12 protein-coding genes are annotated in these 17,569 nt (G+C 63.7%); 2 read left to right on the plus strand and 10 right to left on the minus strand.

Annotation, left to right across the window (positions count from 1 at the left end; translation table 11 throughout):
* Nucleotides 1–3 precede the first annotated feature (3 nt).
* Complete coding sequence (locus EA187_RS14780) at nucleotides 4–1,104, plus strand: pectin acetylesterase-family hydrolase (protein ID WP_164856298.1); 1,101 nt, start codon at nucleotides 4–6, stop codon at nucleotides 1,102–1,104.
* Nucleotides 1,085–2,179: a pectin acetylesterase-family hydrolase gene (locus tag EA187_RS14785; protein ID WP_127780753.1), complete on the plus strand. Its 1,095-nt coding sequence runs from the start codon at nucleotides 1,085–1,087 to the stop codon at nucleotides 2,177–2,179. Before EA187_RS14780 ends, EA187_RS14785 begins: the two co-directional genes overlap by 20 nt.
* Nucleotides 2,180–2,619: 440 nt before the next feature.
* On the opposite strand, the gene EA187_RS14790 is transcribed toward EA187_RS14785, so the two are convergent.
* The 10 genes from EA187_RS14790 to EA187_RS14835 form a co-directional block, all read right to left on the minus strand.
* A complete protein-coding gene (locus tag EA187_RS14790) occupies nucleotides 2,620–4,329 on the minus strand; it encodes a bifunctional metallophosphatase/5'-nucleotidase (RefSeq protein ID WP_127780754.1) in 1,710 nt (569 codons plus the stop codon).
* A gap of 651 nt (nucleotides 4,330–4,980) precedes the next feature.
* Nucleotides 4,981–6,120 carry an acyl-CoA desaturase gene (locus EA187_RS14795; RefSeq protein WP_115605689.1) on the minus strand — a complete coding sequence of 380 codons (1,140 nt, stop codon included), beginning with the start codon at nucleotides 6,118–6,120 and terminating at the stop codon, nucleotides 4,981–4,983.
* A gap of 106 nt (nucleotides 6,121–6,226) precedes the next feature.
* On the minus strand, nucleotides 6,227–6,988 hold the full coding sequence (gene recO, locus EA187_RS14800) for a DNA repair protein RecO (protein ID WP_115605687.1): 762 nt from the start codon (nucleotides 6,986–6,988) through the stop codon (nucleotides 6,227–6,229).
* Nucleotides 6,989–7,000: 12 nt separating this feature from the next.
* On the minus strand, nucleotides 7,001–7,453 hold the full coding sequence (locus EA187_RS14805) for a DUF6918 family protein (RefSeq protein WP_115605685.1): 453 nt from the start codon (nucleotides 7,451–7,453) through the stop codon (nucleotides 7,001–7,003).
* 136 nt (nucleotides 7,454–7,589) lie between these two features.
* The gene (locus tag EA187_RS14810) at nucleotides 7,590–8,675 is read right to left on the minus strand and encodes a hypothetical protein (protein ID WP_115605683.1); all 1,086 of its coding nucleotides are present in this window, start codon (nucleotides 8,673–8,675) and stop codon (nucleotides 7,590–7,592) included.
* Nucleotides 8,676–8,713: 38 nt separating this feature from the next.
* On the minus strand, nucleotides 8,714–9,619 hold the full coding sequence (locus tag EA187_RS14815; RefSeq protein WP_115605681.1) for a hypothetical protein: 906 nt from the start codon (nucleotides 9,617–9,619) through the stop codon (nucleotides 8,714–8,716).
* Between the two features lie 711 nt (nucleotides 9,620–10,330).
* Nucleotides 10,331–12,145: an RCC1 domain-containing protein gene (locus EA187_RS14820; protein WP_127780755.1), complete on the minus strand. Its 1,815-nt coding sequence runs from the start codon at nucleotides 12,143–12,145 to the stop codon at nucleotides 10,331–10,333.
* Nucleotides 12,146–12,617: 472 nt separating this feature from the next.
* Nucleotides 12,618–14,441: an RCC1 domain-containing protein gene (locus tag EA187_RS14825; protein WP_127780756.1), complete on the minus strand. Its 1,824-nt coding sequence runs from the start codon at nucleotides 14,439–14,441 to the stop codon at nucleotides 12,618–12,620.
* 422 nt (nucleotides 14,442–14,863) lie between these two features.
* Nucleotides 14,864–16,711: an RCC1 domain-containing protein gene (locus EA187_RS14830; RefSeq protein WP_115605669.1), complete on the minus strand. Its 1,848-nt coding sequence runs from the start codon at nucleotides 16,709–16,711 to the stop codon at nucleotides 14,864–14,866.
* A 24-nt stretch (nucleotides 16,712–16,735) separates the two neighbouring features.
* A complete protein-coding gene (locus tag EA187_RS14835; RefSeq protein WP_115605667.1) occupies nucleotides 16,736–17,563 on the minus strand; it encodes a tetratricopeptide repeat protein in 828 nt (275 codons plus the stop codon).
* Nucleotides 17,564–17,569: the final 6 nt, after the last annotated feature.

Genomic DNA, 17,569 nt, shown 5'->3' on the forward strand with positions numbered 1-17,569 from the left:
AGGATGAGCACAGTCAGAGCACGCGTGATGCGCTGTCTGAGCGCGATGGTGGGGGCTGCGCTTCTTACCGGCTGTGTGATCGCGCCGGGCTTGAGCCGAGGTGAGAACCCCCGGGTCGAGGTGGAGGTCTGGCGCGAGGGCCGCCCCCTGCAACCTCAGCGCTGGTACTACGTCGAAGCCCCGGGCGCGCGCTGCGCCAACGGCTCGCCGGTGGGCGTGGGGGTCAACGCGGCACGCTCCAGCCGCGATCTTCTGGTGTACTTCAACGGCGGCGGTGCCTGCTGGAATGCGATGAGCTGCGGTATCCTGGAGACCGCCGCCAACACCGAGATCCGCTACTCCAGCAACCAGCTTGGCAAGGAGGTCCACCCCCTGGCCGAAGCCGGCGTGCTCAGCCGCGATAAGGCGATCAACCCGCTCTCCTCCGCGAATTTTATGTTCGTGCCTTATTGCACCGGCGATCTTCATGCCGGATACACCCAGACCACCTACCCGGGCCTGGGGTTGGAGGGGCCGGTCTACCACCAGGGGCGGCGCAACGTGGAGCTCTTCATCGAGCGCGCCCGCCAGATCTTCCCCGAGGTCGAGAGGGTCTGGCTGATGGGCGTGAGCGCCGGTGGCTACGCGGTCGCCTTGAACTTCGAGCTCTTCAAATCATCCTTTGAGGGGGCCGAGATCCATGCCTACGCCGACGCCTCCCCCTGGCTCACCCTGGACGATGAGCGCTGGGAGGCGTGGCGCACCAACTGGGCGATGACCCTGCCTGAGGCCTGCGAGGGTTGTCTGGAGAACAGCGAGCTCATTCCCAGTCGCCTTGCCCGCGCCTACCCGGAGTCGCGCTTTGCGCTCTCGGTCTTTTCGCACGACACGGTGATCTCGACCTACTTCGGAGCGGTGCCCAACCGATTTGCGGAGCTGCTCGAAGAGCATTTAAGCTCGTATTATCAAGAACATCCCAACATGCGGGTGTTTGTGGCTGAGGGCGGCGATCACGAGACGCTCTTGCAGCTGCGCACGTTGACCGGCCGCGATTCGCGCAGGCTGGAGTCCTTTTATCGAGCGTGGGTCACGGGCGAGGTGAGTGATGAGCAGGCGTCAGAGTAGCGGGTGGCGAGTGCGTGTCGGGCTCTATGTGCTGAGCGTGGGGCTGGCCGCCGGTTGTCTGCCCACCCCCGGGCAAAAGGGCGTCGGTGCCGACGATGATGCAGGTGCAGGCGACGTCAGCGCCGATGTCGACATCACACCCACCCCGGTGGAGGACGGTTGGGTCTACCAGCCTCTGGAAAACACCTTTTGTGGTGGTGGAGGGCCGGCCGGTCTCGGGCTCAACCTCAATGAAGCGTCGACTGACCTTGTGATCTTCCTCAACGGTGGCGGGGCCTGCTGGGACGCGGCCAGCTGCTACGTGCTCAACGCCGCCGTCAATATTGAGGGGGAGTACACCGCAGCGAAGTTCGCCTCGGAGGTGCGCCCGCTGATCGCCAGCGGACTCTTTGATCGCGAGGACGAGGCCAACCCCTGGCCCGACGCAAGCTATGCGTTTGTGCCCTATTGCACCGCAGATCTGCACAGCGGCGATGCGATCAAGAACCACGATGCCTTCCAGCCCGAGCGCATGGTGCATCATAAGGGCGCGGTCAATATGGCGCGCTACCTGGCGTACCTGAGCGAGGAGCTTCCGCGGATCGAGCGCGTCTGGATGCTCGGTGCCAGCGCCGGAGGCTACGGCGCGACGCTCAACTTCTGGCGGGTGGAGGAGGCGTTTCCCGGCGCGGAGGCCCATCTTCTGGCCGACTCCGCGCCCTTTGTGCAGCCCGGCGAGGGGCGCTGGGGCATCTGGCAAAACGTCTGGGAGATGACCTTGCCGCCCGAGTGCGAGGGGTGCGAGGCACGGGCCGACGCCATCCCCGCGGCGGTGGGGGCCGCTCATCCCGACTCCCGCATCGGGCTTCTGGCCTTTGAAGACGACGCGGTGATCGCGGTCTTCTTTGCCATCGGCCTCTTTGATATGGGCGCGCGCACCCGGGCCCTGGTCAACGACGCCTATCAGGGTGAGACGATGCGGGGTTTCTCGGTGGCGAGCAACGAGCACGTGATGCTCACCTCCTGGAAGAACCGTCGCGATAAAAATGGTGAGGCATTGCCGGAGTTCTTGAGGTGGTGGGTTGAGGGGCGCTGATGGGTGTGCGGTGTGGGGCGATTTGAGCGGCGGGCTGGCGGTTCGCGGGTTGTGGTTAGGTGGTTGTGTGGTTGAGGGCGTTGGGGGGTGTGCGTGGTGGGGAGGTTCGTGTGGGCGGCAGGTGGTTCGCGGGTTGTGGTTAGGTGGTTAGGTGGTTGTGTGGTTGAGGGGCGCTGAAGGGTGTGCGGTGTGGGGCGATTTGAGCGGCGGGCTGGCGGTTCGCGGGTTGTGGTTGTGTGGTTGTGTGGTTGAGGGCGTTGGGGGGCTTGCGGTGTGGGGCGATTCGAGTGGGCGTAGGGAATGGTTTGGGGTGGATGTCGAGAGATGAGAGAAGTTCAGTATCTATGCGGGTGATCGGGGGTTTAGGGAAGGGAAGATGGCATGAAAAAGGACGCCCGAAGGGGCGTCCTTTTTTGATGCGCTAAGATGTCGCGAGAGGCTTATTCGGCCGCGGCGGTCGCTTCGCCGATGACCATCACGCGCGCATCTTCGGGAGCTGTCAGCGGGGAGTTTTCTTCGACGTAGGTCACCAGGGCGTCGAGGTCGATGGGGCCCACCACGCGCTCTTTTCCTTCAGCGAGCACGGTGAAGCCGTCGCCGCCGGTGCTCAGGAAGGTGTTGACGGTGACGCGGTAGTTCGCCTCCTGGTCGATGACCTCACCGTTGAGCACGATGCTGCTCGCATCGACGCGCTCGCCAGTCGGGGCGTCGGCGTTCCAGGTGTAGCTAAAGCCCTCGGAGACGCCGAGCATGTGGGTGCGGTCCGGGTTGACCCACTGCTGCTCAAGCAGAGTGTGAATCTGCTGGCCGGTCAGCGTCATGGTGACCAGCGTATTGCCAAAGGGCTGGCAGGTGTGCAGGTCGGCAAAGGTGAGGTTGCCCTCGGCGTTGGGCTCCAGCGAGGAGCGGATGCCGCCGGGGTTCATAAAGGCGACCTGCGCGCCACCGATATCCTCGCCGGCGGTCGCGGCGAGCTGGGCGTCGGCGATGAGCTTGCCCAGCGGGGACTGACCCGTGGCGTCGCGCTCACGGCTGATGGGCGCGGTGAGGCTGCCGACGACGCGCTCGGCCAGGGGCGCCGAGATCTCGGCGTAGGTGTCGATCAGCGTGGCGATCTCGGGGTCGGGCTCCACATCGTGAGTCACCGCGCGCTGGCGCGCGCTGCGCTCAAGCACCTCGCCGGTCTGGCGATCGATGGTCATGTCGATGGCGGTGACCACGCGGCCAAAAGACTGCGCGGCGGTCACCAGCTTGCCCCCGAACTCACAGACGTAGGCGGCGTGGGTGTGGCCGGTCACAATCACCGAGACGAGCGGCGGCATCGCCTCGGCGATGGGAACGATCGCCCCCTGCACATCGGGGCACTCACCGATGTCGCGCTGTTCCCCGTGGATCACGCCGCCCTCGTGCAGAAGCACAATGGCGGTGGCGACGTCTTCGGCCTCAAGCTGTGGAAGCAGCGCTTTGACCGTCTCGACCTCATCGTAAAACTCCAACCCTTCGACCGCGGTGGGCACCACCGCAGACGGGGTATCTTCAAGCGTCATGCCGATGATGGCGACCTTCACCCCGTCGATATCGCGGATGATGTAGGGCGGAAGCAGCGTGTCTTCCTCGCCAGTGATACGCACGTTGGCGGCAAGGTAGCTGAAGGTGGGGCCTTCGTAGGTGTAGCCCTCGCGGCAGCCGGCGGTGGGGTGGCAGCCCCCCTCGGCGATGCGCAGAAGTTCCTGATAGCCCTCATCGAACTCGTGGTTTCCCACCGACGAGGCGACAAGCCCGATGGCGTTCATCACCTCAATGGTCGGCTCATCGTGGAGCAGCGCGGAGACCAGCGGGGAGGCACCGATCAGATCGCCGGCCGCCAGCACAAGGGCATGGTCGACGGCGTCGCGCTCCGCGTTGATATGCGCGGCCAGGTAGGCCGCGCCACCGGTTTCCACCTTCTCACCATCGACCCAGACCTTGCCGGAAGGGCCCTCAAGCGCGCCGTGGAGGTCATTGAACGCGAGCACGCGCAGGTTGACCGGATCGGCGTTTTCAGCGGCCTCAGGCGTCTCGATGGGAGGAGCGTCGGGGGCGGAGCCCGAGGAGCAGGCAACAAGCGCGAGCGAAGCGAGCGCGGCGACAACACGAGGGGTCCAGATCATACAAGCCTCCGAAAAGCGGCCAGGGTCAGCGATAGCGCCGAAGGTGTACCCTACTATATGGCCGCAGGCAAAACGCGTGTCGGTTAGGAGGTGTGCGTGTTGTGGTTAGGTGGTTGTGGGGTTGAGGGGTTGAGGGGCGCCGGGGTTCGCGGAGTGGGTCGATTCGTGAGGGCGGTGGGAGGTTCCCGCACAATAAAAAACCCGAGCGCATCCAGCGCTTTCGATAGCAAGGAGGCTGGGATGAAGCTGTAGCAGCGCTACCGCGAATCCCAGACGACGCAGCTAGCGGAGCGCTGGGGCGCTCGGCGTGTGGTTGTGGGGTTGAGGGGCGCCGGGGTTCGCGGAGTGGGTCGATTCGTGAGGGCGGTGGGGGGGGCCCGCACAATAAAAAACCCGAGCGCATCCAGCGCTTTCGATAGCAAGGAGGCTGGGATGAGCGCTACCGCGAATCCCAGACGACGCAGCTAGCGGAGCGCTGGTGCGCTCGGCGTGTGGTTGGGTGGTTGAGGGGCACCGGGGTTCGCGGAGTGGGTCGATTCGTGCGGACGTTGGGAGGGGCGCGTGGTGTGGTTGGGTGGCGATGGGGCAAGAAATTGAAAAACCCCGCAACATCAAAATGTTGCGGGGCTCCGAGGGGTGACGCAGGTTCGGTCAGGCGGCTGCCGGTGCCAGCTGGGGCATCTCATTGAGCAGGCGCTTGAACTCCCGGTACTCGGCAATGACGCGGCGTTCGGCCTCGCGACGCGCGTGGCGAAGCTCGCGGGCCGCCTCGGTGTGCAGCTCTTCGGCGCGGCGCGCGAAGTCGCGGTGCAGCGCGCGGGCCTCTTCGAGGGAGGCTTCGAAGCGGGCGCTGGCCTCGTCGAATTGGGCCTGAAGTTGCTCCTCCCACTCCTCGCGTTGCGCCTGGTAGCGCTCGTAGAGGTTGCTCCAGCGGCGGCGCAGTCGACGATCAAAGGAGCTGCGCTTGAGGTTGGTCGCAAGCCCCACCCGCTCCAGGCTCCAGATCAGCCATTTGGTCGGGTCGAACTGCCACCAGCGCACCCCGTTGCGGTAGTCGCCCGGGAAGGTGTGGTGGAAGTTATGGTAGCCCTCACCAAAGGTGAAAAACGCCAGGATCGCGTTGTCGCGCGCGGTGTGCTCCTGGGTCCAGGGGCGGCTCCCCCACATATGTGCCAGCGAGTTGATGAAGAAAGTCGCGTGGTGCACGCACACGATGCGCAAGAGCCCCGCCCACAAAAGCATCCCCAGGATGTTGTTGGTCAGCACGCCCAGGAGCAGGGGCACGCCCAGGTTAAAGCCCACGCTGATCAGGTTGTAGTTCTTGTGCTGCCACACACAGAGCGGGTCTTTCCAGAGGTCGGGCACGTTATCAAAATCGTCGTGACGGCTGCCCTTGATGATCACCCAGAGCATGTGCGCGTACCAGAAGCCGCGGGTGATGGTGTAGGGATCGTCGTCGGTGTCGACATCGCGGTGGTGGTAGCGGTGACCGGCCGACCAGGCGATGACGCTGTTTTGCCAGGCCGCCGCTCCAAAGATCAGAAGCAGCAGACGCACCGGTTTGGCCGCCCACCAGGCGCGGTGTGAGAACATGCGGTGGTAGCCCGCCGTGATGCCCAGGCCGGTGAAGATCCACAGCACGAACATCGCCACCACCTCGCTCCAGTGCACGCCGTTGGCGGCGATGTAGATCGGCGCGAGGATGGCGGCCAGAAGGGGCGTGCCGATCAAGAAGAGCGCGTTGACCCAGAGGATCTCAACGGGCTGGCGATCATTGGGATGGTTTTCCATCGATGGGGTCTCACAGAGGAGTCAGCGTGACGGGCGTTGAAGCGTCTCGGTCGTGCAAAATCAGCGCGCGCGAAGGTCGTTCTGGACACAGTCTGAGGGGTTTGTATCAGAGTGTGACCAGAGATCGAAGCATCTCTCGGGCGGGAAGCGCTCGGGTGACCAGCGAGTCAACGGAAGTATCGATGACCCGGCGAGCCTGCGCAAGGGCGTCCTCCAGCGGCAGGGGAGGGCGCGCGTTTCGGGGATCTTCCAGGTGCAAAAGCAGCGTCAGCGTGAGCGGGTGAATCACCCCCACCGCCTCGCCGGGATGGCGGCAGGACTCGCAGAGCAGGCCTTCGCCGCTGCGGGCAAAGCGCGCCCGGGGCAGGCTCTCGGCAGCCTTTCCGCAGCGAGCGCACTGCGCGATCGACGGCGCCATGCCGTAGAGGTTGAGCAGACTCAGCTCAAAATGATGGGTGAGGCAGAGGATCGCGAGGTTGTCGTCACAGCGAGGCAGAAACGCATAGAACTGGCGAAGCAGCTCAAAGATGGCCCGGGCATCTTCGCCCTCGCGCCAGGTCTCGCGCACAAGCTCGGTGGCGTAACTGGCCGCACTTAAGAGCTCTAAACGCTCTTCGATCCCCGGGTAATCCTCGCTGACCTCGAGCTCCTGCAGAGTGTGGAGGTCGCCGCGGGTCGGCCGGGTGTAGATCGCCTCGACCATGCGCAGGGGTTGGAGCGCGCCACCGAAACGCTTTCGGCTGGTTCGTGCGCTGCGCGCCAGGGCGGCAAAGCGCCCGGCATCTCGCCCCAGAAGCGTGACGATGACATCACGCTCCCCGTAGTCGACGGTGCGCAGAATGAAGCAGGGTGAGTGGCGCGAGGACATGCCGCTCCGAGTTCAGGCGTCTTTGGGGGCGTAGCGATCGATGAGGCGGCCCACGCCGGGCAGCGCTTCTTTGACGTGCTTTTCGGCCTGGCCGCGAAGCTTGCCGTAGGTCGACTTGAGGATCTTGTTGTCGGAGCGCTCCGCTTTGGCGTCGGTGATGCTCAGAAGATCGTTGGCCGCCCGATCGTCGTGCTTCTGGATATACGCCTCAAAAGTGCTCAGCGCGGCGTTCTCCACGTAGTCCTGGTAGAGCGGGTCGAGCGCGCCGGTAAAGGCGTCGAGCAGGTGATCGATGGACTCCTCGATCATCGTCGGCTTGAGCTTTTTGACGACCTTATAGCCGCCTTTGATCGCCATGCCCGAGAGGCCGCTCTTCGACGAGACCTCGTTTTCGATGAGACGGGCAGCGTCTTTAATAACTTTCTGGCGATCGACCTGGGCGAGTTTTTCGGTGAGCGTCGGCATGGGCATCTCGGTAGCAAACAGAAGTTCATTGGTGGTGGTAGAGGGGAGGGCAGGCTCAACCGCCAGGGGCGTAGCAGGCCTCCATATGCAGCGCTGCTTTTAGACGTCGACAAAGGTGCGTGTAAAGCGCGCCGAGTCAACGCGGGCGAGCGCCAAAAAGTTCCTCGGCCCCCAGGGGGTGGCGCTGCGGGGTGCCGCTGGCGTCGAGGAGCTGGAGGGTGGTGGGGGGCAGGCTCACGCTGAGAATATCGCCAAAGAAGGGCAGCGCGCGCGCGCGCTTCTCCAGGCAGAGGGTGAGCCAGCGCGTCAGAAGCGCGTCGAGCCGGGCCGGCTCAACGCCGAGCTCCTCGCTCATCGCCAGGGGGAGGTTGAGGTGGTGCGGATCTTCGCGCTCATCGAACTCAAAGAGCTCATCGGGCCAGTCGCGCCATAGAATCAGCGTGCCCAGGCGCTCGGTGTCAAAGCCGTGGCGCTCGAGCACGTAGCGGCGAAGGTTATGGTAGACGTCGTCAAGAAGCTCGGCTGCCACCCGCCCGGCGACGTCGTCGGGGGGCGGGAGCTGCCAGTCCCGGGGCAGGAGAAGGGGATGCTCGGGGGGCTCCTCGGAGAGCGGATCGAGGCCGGCGCGGAAGTGGTCGTCGATGGTGGCCCGCCAGATCTCCTGGCGCTCCTGGTCCGCCCAGGTCGCCACGCCGAAGATGCCCTGGTTGGCGTCGTGGTCGACCCGCATCCAGCGCGCCTGGCCGATGAGCTGCACAAACTCCTCATGGTCCATGCGCCCGTCGTCCTCACCCCCGTAGTCGACGATCGACCAGGGCAGCGAGGTCAACGTCTGACGGAGGCGAGGCACCAGGAGCGGTTGCAGCGTGCGGTGGGTGGCCGCGTCGACCTCGGAGGTGCGGTAGAGGATGAGCCAGTCGTCGACGTTCTCAAAAGGAAAGAGCATCGCCGCATCGAGCCAGCTGGCCTGGCGCGTGCGATCAAAAAGCCAGAAGGCCTGCTCGGGAAACTCCAGGGTGCGCTCGCCGTGGTGCATCTCGCGGGCGGGAAACTCCCGGCGTTCGGCAAGCCCCAGCGCCGGGAGCAGCAGGCGCTCATAGGCGCTGTCCTGGGCTTCGAGCACGTCGACAAAGACTCGGGCCAGACGCTCCATCTCGGGCAGACCCGGGTGCTCCGGGAGCAACTCGCGCAACAACTCGAGCGCGTGGGGGGAAGAGGGCATGGGCGCGTGGGTCACTGGTTCGGCAGGGTCGATATGTCCTAAAAACGCCCTCGCACAAGGGCGCCAGCGTGCTCGCCGGTGAGCATGGGCGCGACGCGGAGCGCGTGGGGATGCGGGCGGTCGGCACGCGCGTCGAGAAATAGCATGGTGGCACCGGCCACGCCCAGAGAAACTCCACTGGCGAGCAGCACGATGTTGAGGGTCTGGTGGGTGCGAAGCCGGCGAAGGTCGTCGGCGCGGGTGTGCCCGCTGCCTTCATATACCGCGAGCTCCGCCTCGGGCAGGCGGCTGCGTTCGAGGCGGTCGACGGACGCTTCGATGAGCAGACCGCTGCCAAAGAGAACTCCCGCGCCAAGCGCCGCTCCGCCCGCGCCCACCAGCGACCAGGCCAGGATGGGCGGCGCGTCCTCAGCGGGCTCGGGCGGTGCCTCCACGGGGGCGGGTTGGGTGGGGGATGCCGGGTGTTCCGCCTCCCGGGAGCCCTCTCTGGCCGCAAGTTCCCGGAGGGCGATGGCCCTGCGAAGCTGTCCGCGAAGGTCCACGAGGTCCTCAAAACGGCCGTCCCGCTCAAACGCTTCCGTGTTTTCATCGAGCAGACGCAGCGCGTAGGCCGGATGCTCCATGGCCTGGTAGGCCAGGACCTGGTTGTAGGCGTAGACCAGATCGGGGTGGTGGGCGCGGGCGCTCTCAAGCAGGTCGGCGGCGCGGGCAAAGTCGCCGCGCTGGTAGGCCTGCGCGGCCTCTTCATAGTAGCGCGCGGCGCGGGCCTCGGCGCTCTCTTCGGTGCTTTCAGGGCTTTCGGTGGCCTCAATGAACTCGGCGCGTTCAGCAGGCTCCTGCGCCGACGCCACACCCGGAGCACCGAGCAGCGTGACGGCGAGGAGGGCGGCGAGCAGAGGAGCGAAGAGGGCGTGGGCTTTGGTGCAGATGGTGGTCGCAGGCATCGGAACCCCGGCGGTGGAAGTTGTCTGAGGCAATGAGCCCGTACAACACCACGGTTACGGCGCGTGGATGCGGTCTCGCGAGAGCGGGTACTGCGTGATGTGATGAGGGGGGACTATCTCTCTGAGGGGCGTTCAGTTCAAGCCTGCCGAGCGCGTGCCGAGCGCCCCGGGACGACGCTGACTGCGTCGTCAGGGATTCGCGGTAGCGTTGCTACAGCTTCATCCCTGCCTCCTTGTCAGCCCCGCCCTGGATGCGCTCGGGTTTTTTATGGTGCGGAGGTGCCGAGCGCCCCGGGACGACGCTGGCTGTGTCGCCCTGGATGCGATCGGGTTGGGGGGATCGCTTTTGTGGTTGGGTGGTTGGGTGGTTGTGGGGCGCGGGGGTTTGCGATGTGGGTCGATTTGTGCGGGCGGTGTCGGGTTCGCTTTGTGGTTGGGTGGTTGGGTGGTTGGGTGGTTGTGGGGCGCGGGGGTTTGCGGCGTGGGTCGATTTGTAATGGTCGGTTGGGGTTCGCGAGTTCGCGGTCGAGGTCGAGAGCGAGTTCGAGCCCGAGTACGAGCCCGAGCCCGAGCACGAGCACGAGTACGAGTACGAGGTCGAGCACGAGTACGAGTACGAGCCCGAGCCCGAGCCCGACGCAAAACACCCCACCTCCAGCGTTTGCCGGGGGTGGGGTGTTTTTAGATGGGACGTGTTCCCGAAGCCCGAGTTTATGGCGTGTAAGGCCAGGCGACGGGGGTGGGGGTGGAGGTCTGGTTGGCCACAGCCGGGTCGCCCAGCTGCCCCACTTGATTTCTCCCCCAGCAGCGCATGATACCGCCGGCGATGCCGCAGGTATGCTCATGGCCAGCGGCGATGGCGGTCCAGTCTTCCCGCGGTGCGGTGATGAGCGTGGGGTCGGCGGTGGATATAGCATTCGTTGGGAAGGTCAGGTCGAAGCCCAGTTGGCCGCGGCTATTATCGCCCCAACAATAGGCCTCGTTCGCGGCGATGGCGCAGGTGTGCTCCGATCCGGTCGTGATAATGTTGATACTGGAAAGGTTTAAAATTCCGCGGACATAAGGGGGATCATCGTGGCCAACTTGCCCGGATCCTCCATGAGTTCCACCGCCCCAGCAGTACATTCCAGGATTGAAGTCGCTTGATACAAATGCACATGAATGTGCTCCGCCTGCCGCTATTGTGGTAGTGGTGTAGTTCGCACCTGAGACCGGAAGGCCCACGGGACGAGGAGCACTATCACCCGAAGTGCCACCGTTCAGCTGCCCACTCGAATAATTCCCCCAACACCACCCATTCGCGCCTTCGGCTGTGACCGCACACGTATGCGCATCGCCGGCGGCGACCGCCACGAAGGTGTCGATGGTGGTGCCGCTGCTATTGATACGTACTCGGCCTTGAGTGCTAATGCCGGGTCCAAGTTGCTGATAAGCGTTGTAGCCCCAACAAAATAGCGCACCGTCGGTTTGCAGGGCGCAACTGTGTTCCGAGCCGGTTGTCACGGTGCTCCAATTGGTATTTGTGCCAATGCGGTGGGGGGTGGAGTAACGTGCGAGGTTGCCCGGCTCCGTGCTCACTTGATTTGTGGCGTTGTCTCCCCAACACCACAAACTCCCATCGTCTTTAATCCCGCAGGTATGAAGCCCACCCGCGCTCACTTGAGTCCACACGCCATCACCGGCCACTCGCGTGGGTTGGCTGCGCGGGGTGCTGGATCCGTCGCCCAGGCGACCGTCGCCATTGCTACCCCAGCACCAGAGCGTGCCGTCGTCGAGGATGCCGCAGGTATGTTGTTCGCCAGCGCTCACATCGACCCAGGTGGGACTTTCATAAATGAAAGTGTAGCGCTGTTCTGCCAGGCAATGCTCAAGCTCGGTGTTGGTAGCGCACGCGGTCAAAACGATGGTGACCGAGGGGGCGGCGGGGATCGCCAGATCTTCACATTGTATCGTGGTGCCGCTTTCATCCTCACAACGATGTTCGATCGTGCATGTATCGGCGCGGGTGCAAAAGGGCGTGAGCTCGGGCGGGTGGCTGTAGGTATAGGACTCGCCAGGCGACAGACCTTCAAGGCCAGCCTCAAAGGCATAAAGTACCTCGAAGGTGCGGGAGGCACTTTTGCGCTCCAGACCGAACTCGGCTTCGGCTGTTAGCGTCCAGGTGCCCTCGCGATCGAGCAAGGTTGTGTCGAGCTCAATGGTGCCATCACATGACGTCAGCAGCCGGGGGGCTTCGTTGGCAACGCCGATGGTGCAACGTGCGATGACGCATTCCTCCGGGGCGCACGCCGCCTCGAAGTTCAAAACCCCCTCGGTTTCGTTGATGACATAGGGGCTCTCCTCGCCGCCGGTGAGTGTCAGGGAGAGGTCCGGGTCGGCGTCGGCGTCGGGGGTGGTGTCGGTGTCGGCGTCGGGATCGACGTCGGGGGTGTTGGTGTCGGTGTCTGTGGGCGTCGCGACGCCGTCGCCGCCGCAGGCCGCGGCGAGCAGGGTGAGTGCAATGAGGATCATCCGAAGGTGTGGCATGGTAGGGCCCTCCCGGTACCAATCTGGGTTGATGTGAAGAGTCCCAGACTTAGCGCGGATGGTCGCTGCGGGGCAAGTTTATTGCGCAAAACGGCTCACGGCGTGGTTGGGTGGCGGGTTCGCTCTGTGGTTGGGTGGTTGGGTGGTTGGGTGGTTGTGGGGCGCGGGGGTTTGCGATGTGGGTCGATTTGTTCGGGCGGTGTCGGGTTCGCTTTGTGGTTGGGTGGTTGGGTGGTTGGGTGGTTGTGGGGCGCGGGGGTTTGCGGGCTGGGTCGATTCGTAATGGTCGGTTGGGGGTCGCGAGTTCGCGGTCGAGTTCGAGTTCGAGTTCGAGTACGAGTTCGAGTTCGAGGTCGAGGTCGAGGTCGAGTACGAGGTCGAGCACGAGCACGAGCCCGACGCAAAACACCCCACCTCCAGCGTTTGCCGGGGGTGGGGTGTTTTAGATGGGACGTGTTCCCGAAGCCCGAGTTTATGGCGTGTAAGGCCAGGCGACGGGGGTGGGGGTGGAGGTCTGGTTGGCCACAGCCGGGTCGCCCAGCTGCCCCACTTGATTTCTCCCCCAGCAGCGCATGATACCTCCGGCGATGCCGCAAGTATGCTCATGGCCAGCGGCGATGGCGGTCCAGTCTTCCCGCGGTGCGGTGATGAGTGTGGGGTCGGCGGTGGATGTGGCATCTGGTGGGAAGGTCAGGTTGAAGCCCAGCCGACCATATATACTATTTCCCCAACAATAGGCCTCGTTCGCGGCGATGGCGCAGGTGTGCTCGGAGCCAGTAGTAATAACATCAACAATAGAAAGAGTTGAAATTTTTCGGGGATAGGGGGGGTCATTATGGCCAACCTGACCCGATCCTCCACTAGCTCCACTCCCCCAGCAATATGTTCCAGGATTAAAGTCGCTTGATACAAATGCACATGAATGGGAGCCGCCTGCCGCTACTAGTGTGGTATTAGCATTAGCACTTGAGACCGGAATGCCCACGGGGCGAGGCTTGCTATCCCCCAAAGTATTACCATTCAGCTCCCCACTCGAAAAACGCCCCCAACACCACCCATTCGCGCCTTCGGCCGTCACCGCACACGTATGCGCATCGCCGGCGGCGACCGCCACGAAGGTGTCGATCGGCGTCGGGGTATCGGGGTTGATGGTGACCCTGTGACGTTGGTTGGCGGCGGGGGTGTCGGTGCCGAGTTGTTGGTCGCTGTTTTCGCCCCAACAATAAAGTTCATTTGCACCGGTCAGTGCGCAGGTATGTTCGGCGCCAGCCGCTACTGAAACCCAGTTGGTATCAGTGCCGACTTGATGCGGGTTGGCGTAGTTGAGGGCGCTGCCAGATGTTGGATCGACCTGTTTCTCATTGTTGCGCCCCCAACACCACAAACTCCTATCCTCTTTAATCCCACAGGTATGCTGCCCACCCGCGCTCACCTGAGTCCACACGCCATCACCGGCCACTCGCGTGGGCTGGCTGCGCTGGGTGCTGGATCCGTCGCCCAGGCGACCGCTGCCGTTATTACCCCAACACCACAACGTGCCGTCGTCGAGGATGCCGCAGGAGTGCTCGGCGCCGGTGGCCACCTGCGTCCAGGTGGGGGCTTGATACGTGAACGTATAGACCTGCTCCGGCAAACAATGCTCCGGCTCCAGACCGGTAGCGCAGGCGTTGACTGTGATGACCACCTCGGCCACGCCCGCCGGGAAGGCCAGCCCCTCACACTCCAGCGTGTCGCCCCCGCCGTCGGTGCAGGTCGTGGTGGTCGTGATCGTGCAGTCGTCGTGGGTGCAAAAGCTCGCCAGCGTGGGTGGGTAACTAAAGGTATGATCGCCCGTCGCAAACCCCTCCAGCCCGGCCTCAAAGGCGTAGCGCACGTCGAAGGTTTTTGAGGCGCTCGTGCTTTGCTCGTCGAGGGAGGCGTCGACGGTGAGCGTCCAGCTGCCCTCGGCGTCGAGCTCGTTGGTGGTGAGCACGATCGACGCGCCGCACTCATCAAGCGGCACAGCTTCGCCGCCCTCATAGCTCAGGGTGCAGGAGTCCAGGGTGCAACCCTGGGGGGCGCACGCCGCCTCGAAGTTCAAAACCCCCTCGGTTTCGTGGATGACATAGGGGCTCTCCTCGCCGCCGGTGAGTGTCAGGGAGAGGTCCGGGTCGGCGTCGGGGGTGGTGTCGGTGTCGGCGTCGGGATCGGTGTCGGGGGTGTCACTGTCGGTGTCTGTGGGCGTCGCGACGCCGTCGCCGCCGCAGGCCGCGGCGAGCAGGGTGAGTGCAATGAGGATCATCCGAAGGTGTGGCATGGTAGGGCCCTCCCGGTACCAAGATGGGTTGATGTGAAGAGTTTTATGCTTAGCGCGGATGGCCGCTGCGGGGCAAGTTTATTGCGCAAAACGGCTCACGGCGTGGTTGGGTGGCGGGTTCGCTCTGTGGTTGGGTGGTTGGGTGGTTGTGGGGCGCGGGGGTTTGCGGGCTGGGTCGATTTGTGCGGGCGGTGTCGGGTTCGCTTTGTGGTTGGGTGGTTGGGTGGTTGGGTGGTTGTGGGGCGCGGGGGTTTGCGGGCTGGGTCGATTCGTAATGGTCGGTTGGGGGTCGCGAGTTCGCGGTCGAGGTCGAGCCCGAGGTCGAGTACGAGTTCGAGTACGAGCCCGACGCAAAACACCCCACCTCCAGCGTTTGCCGGGGGTGGGGTGTTTTAGATCGGACGTGTTCCCGAAGCCCGAGTTTATGGCGTGTAAGGCCAGGCGACGGGGGTGGGGGGGGCACCGCTGCCCGGATGACCAAGCTGACCAGTGTTATTTCGTCCCCAGCAATACATCGTGTCGTCGGCGATGCCGCAGGTGTGTTCTTTGCCGGCAGAGATGGCAATCCAGTCGGTAAAACCACCATTTACAGCGGTGGGGACCGTGGTGGTGTTTTCGGTATGACCGAGTTGACCGCGAACATTATCGCCCCAACAATATGCCACCCTGTTGACCCCCTCTTGCTGGATGGCGCAGGTGTGCTCCGATCCGGTAGTGATAATGTTAACACTGGAAAGGTCATCAATCGGATGGACATTTGGGGGGAAAGCATGGCCAAGTTGGCCTGCGCTGTCACTACCCCAACAGCGCATTCCAGAAATTTGGGTCGCTGACACATAGGCGCATGAATGTGCTCCGCCTGCCGATATTGTGGTTGTGGTATAGTTCGCACTTGAGACCGGAATGCCCACGGGGCGAGGCTTGCTATCCCCCAAAGTATCACCATTCAGCTCCCCACTCGAAAAACGCCCCCAACACCACCCATTCGCGCCTTCGGCTGTGACCGCACACGTATGCGCATCGCCGGCGGCGACCGCCACGAAGGTGTCGATCGGCGTCGGGGTATCGGGGTTGATGATGACCCTGTGACGTTGGTTGGCGGCGGGGGTGTCGGTGCCGAGTTGGCCTTCTATCCCTCTTCCCCAGCAATACAGCTCATCTTCATTATTTAATGCGCAGGTATGTGTGCCTCCAGCCGTTACCGTATGCCAATTTAAAGCATTATTAATTTGATGAGGTTCATTATAGAAGTTAGCGGCGTTTGAGGCTGGGTATGCTTGTTTCTCACTATTCAACCCCCAACACCACAAACTCCCATCCTCTTTAATCCCACAGGTATGCTGCCCACCCGCGCTCACCTGAGTCCACACGCCATCACCGGCCACTCGCGTGGGCTGGCTGCGCTGGGTGCTGGATCCGTCGCCCAGGCGACCGCTGCCGTTATTACCCCAACACCACAACGTGCCGTCGTCGAGGATGCCGCAGGAGTGCTCGGCGCCGGTGGCCACCTGCGTCCAGGTCGGGGCTTGATACGTGAATGTGTAAACCTGCTCCGGCAAACAATGCTCCGGCTCCAGACCGGTAGCGCAGGCAGTGAGCGTGATGACCACCTCGGCCACGCCCGCCGGGAAGACCAGCCCCTCGCACTCCAGCGTGTCGCCCCCGCCGTCGGTGCAGGCGATGGTGAGTTCGCAGTCCTCGTGGGTGCAAAAACTCTCCAGCATGGGCGGGTGACTAAACGCATATGACTCGCCGGCCTCATACCCCTGCAGCCCGGCCTTAAAGGCGTAGCGCACGTCGAAGGTTTTTGAGGCGCTTGTGCTTTGCTCGTCGAGGGAGGCGTCGACGGTGAGCGTCCAGCTGCCCTCGGCGTTGAGCTTGTCGGTGGTGAGCTCGATCGACGCGCCGCACTCATCAAGCGTCACGGGCTCGCCGCCCTCATAGCTCAGGGTGCAGGAGTCCAGGGTGCAACCCTGGGGGGCGCACGCCGCCTCAAAGTTCAAAAACCCCTCGGTTTCATGGATGACATAAAAACTCTCCTCGCCGCCGGTGAGTGTCAGGGAGAGGTCCGGGTCGGCGTCGGCGTCGGGGGTGGTGTCGGTGTCGGGGGCGTCACTGTCGGTATCTTCACCAACATCATCGGGGCCGGTGTCGGTGTCGTTTAGATCCGTGTCCGTGGTGCAGTTTTCGCAGAACGACGTGTCCACGCCAAAGATGCAGCCAGTGGTGGTGAGCAGAAACGCGATTGACGCTATAGCAATACGGTTCATGGCAGTTCCCTCCCGCTGCACAGTTTAAAAGCGAAGATTGAAAGTGGCCCCGGCATGGCTCGGGCCAATGGTTGGCATGAGGCTCAAAGTCGACGTGTCGTCTTGAGCGCGTTTGTCGAGCAGGAGCAACGTTGCTCCGGTTGCACCCAACACAACCCCACCCGCGAGAAACGCTACGCTGAGGGTGCGGTGAGTGCTCAATTGATCGAGATCATCATCTCGGGTGAGATCGCCTGTATAGGTACTTTGTCGACCTTCGGGCGTTGTGGAGTTTTCAACACGCTCGATCGTATCCCCGATCAACACCCCACTTCCAAAAAGCGCGCCACCGGCCAGGGCCACACCGCCGGCGCCGATGAGCGACCAGGCCAGGATGTTGGGCTGAGGCTCGCCGACCTCCGGGGGCACTTCAATCGCCGGCGCTTCGACCGGCGTCTCCCCGGTGGTTTCGCCCTCGTCGGGGGCTTTCACCACCTCGCTTTCTTTCTCGGCGATGGCCTCTTCGAGCTGGGCGCGGATCTCCAGAATATCGTCAAAACGCCCGTCGCTCTCCATGGGCTCGGCGTAGATATCGAGGACGCGCAGCGCCTCTTCAAACTCGCCAAGGCCCTGGTAGGCCAGGATCTGGTTGTACTTGTAGACCAGGTTCTGGTCGTGGGCGAAGGCGCGCTCCAGAAGATCGATGGCGCGGGCAAAATGGCCCTGGCTGTAGGCCTCGCTGGCCTGCTCGTAGAACTGGGTGGCGCGGGCGCGAGCGTCGTCCTGGGCAAAGGCCATCGTCGGGGTGGCCAGGAGGCTCGCCGAGATCAAAAGGGCCAGCAGGCGGCGGCCGGAGAGAGCTGAGAAGTTCAACACAGG

The sequence above is a fragment of the Lujinxingia sediminis genome, from assembly GCF_004005565.1.
GTDB classification, from domain to species: domain Bacteria; phylum Myxococcota_A; class Bradymonadia; order Bradymonadales; family Bradymonadaceae; genus Lujinxingia; species Lujinxingia sediminis.

Excerpts from the sequence above, each read along its gene's own strand:
- EA187_RS14780 (WP_164856298.1), top strand. The coding sequence starts at position 4 with ATGAGCACAGTCAGAGCACGCGTGATGCGCTGTCTGAGCGCGATGGTG.
- EA187_RS14785 (WP_127780753.1), top strand. The coding sequence starts at position 1,085 with ATGAGCAGGCGTCAGAGTAGCGGGTGGCGAGTGCGTGTCGGGCTCTAT.
- EA187_RS14790 (WP_127780754.1), bottom strand. The coding sequence starts at position 4,329 with ATGATCTGGACCCCTCGTGTTGTCGCCGCGCTCGCTTCGCTCGCGCTT.
- EA187_RS14795 (WP_115605689.1), bottom strand. The coding sequence starts at position 6,120 with ATGGAAAACCATCCCAATGATCGCCAGCCCGTTGAGATCCTCTGGGTC.
- recO (WP_115605687.1), bottom strand. The coding sequence starts at position 6,988 with ATGTCCTCGCGCCACTCACCCTGCTTCATTCTGCGCACCGTCGACTAC.
- EA187_RS14805 (WP_115605685.1), bottom strand. The coding sequence starts at position 7,453 with ATGCCGACGCTCACCGAAAAACTCGCCCAGGTCGATCGCCAGAAAGTT.
- EA187_RS14810 (WP_115605683.1), bottom strand. The coding sequence starts at position 8,675 with ATGCCCTCTTCCCCCCACGCGCTCGAGTTGTTGCGCGAGTTGCTCCCG.
- EA187_RS14815 (WP_115605681.1), bottom strand. The coding sequence starts at position 9,619 with ATGCCTGCGACCACCATCTGCACCAAAGCCCACGCCCTCTTCGCTCCT.
- EA187_RS14820 (WP_127780755.1), bottom strand. The coding sequence starts at position 12,145 with ATGCCACACCTTCGGATGATCCTCATTGCACTCACCCTGCTCGCCGCG.
- EA187_RS14825 (WP_127780756.1), bottom strand. The coding sequence starts at position 14,441 with ATGCCACACCTTCGGATGATCCTCATTGCACTCACCCTGCTCGCCGCG.
- EA187_RS14830 (WP_115605669.1), bottom strand. The coding sequence starts at position 16,711 with ATGAACCGTATTGCTATAGCGTCAATCGCGTTTCTGCTCACCACCACT.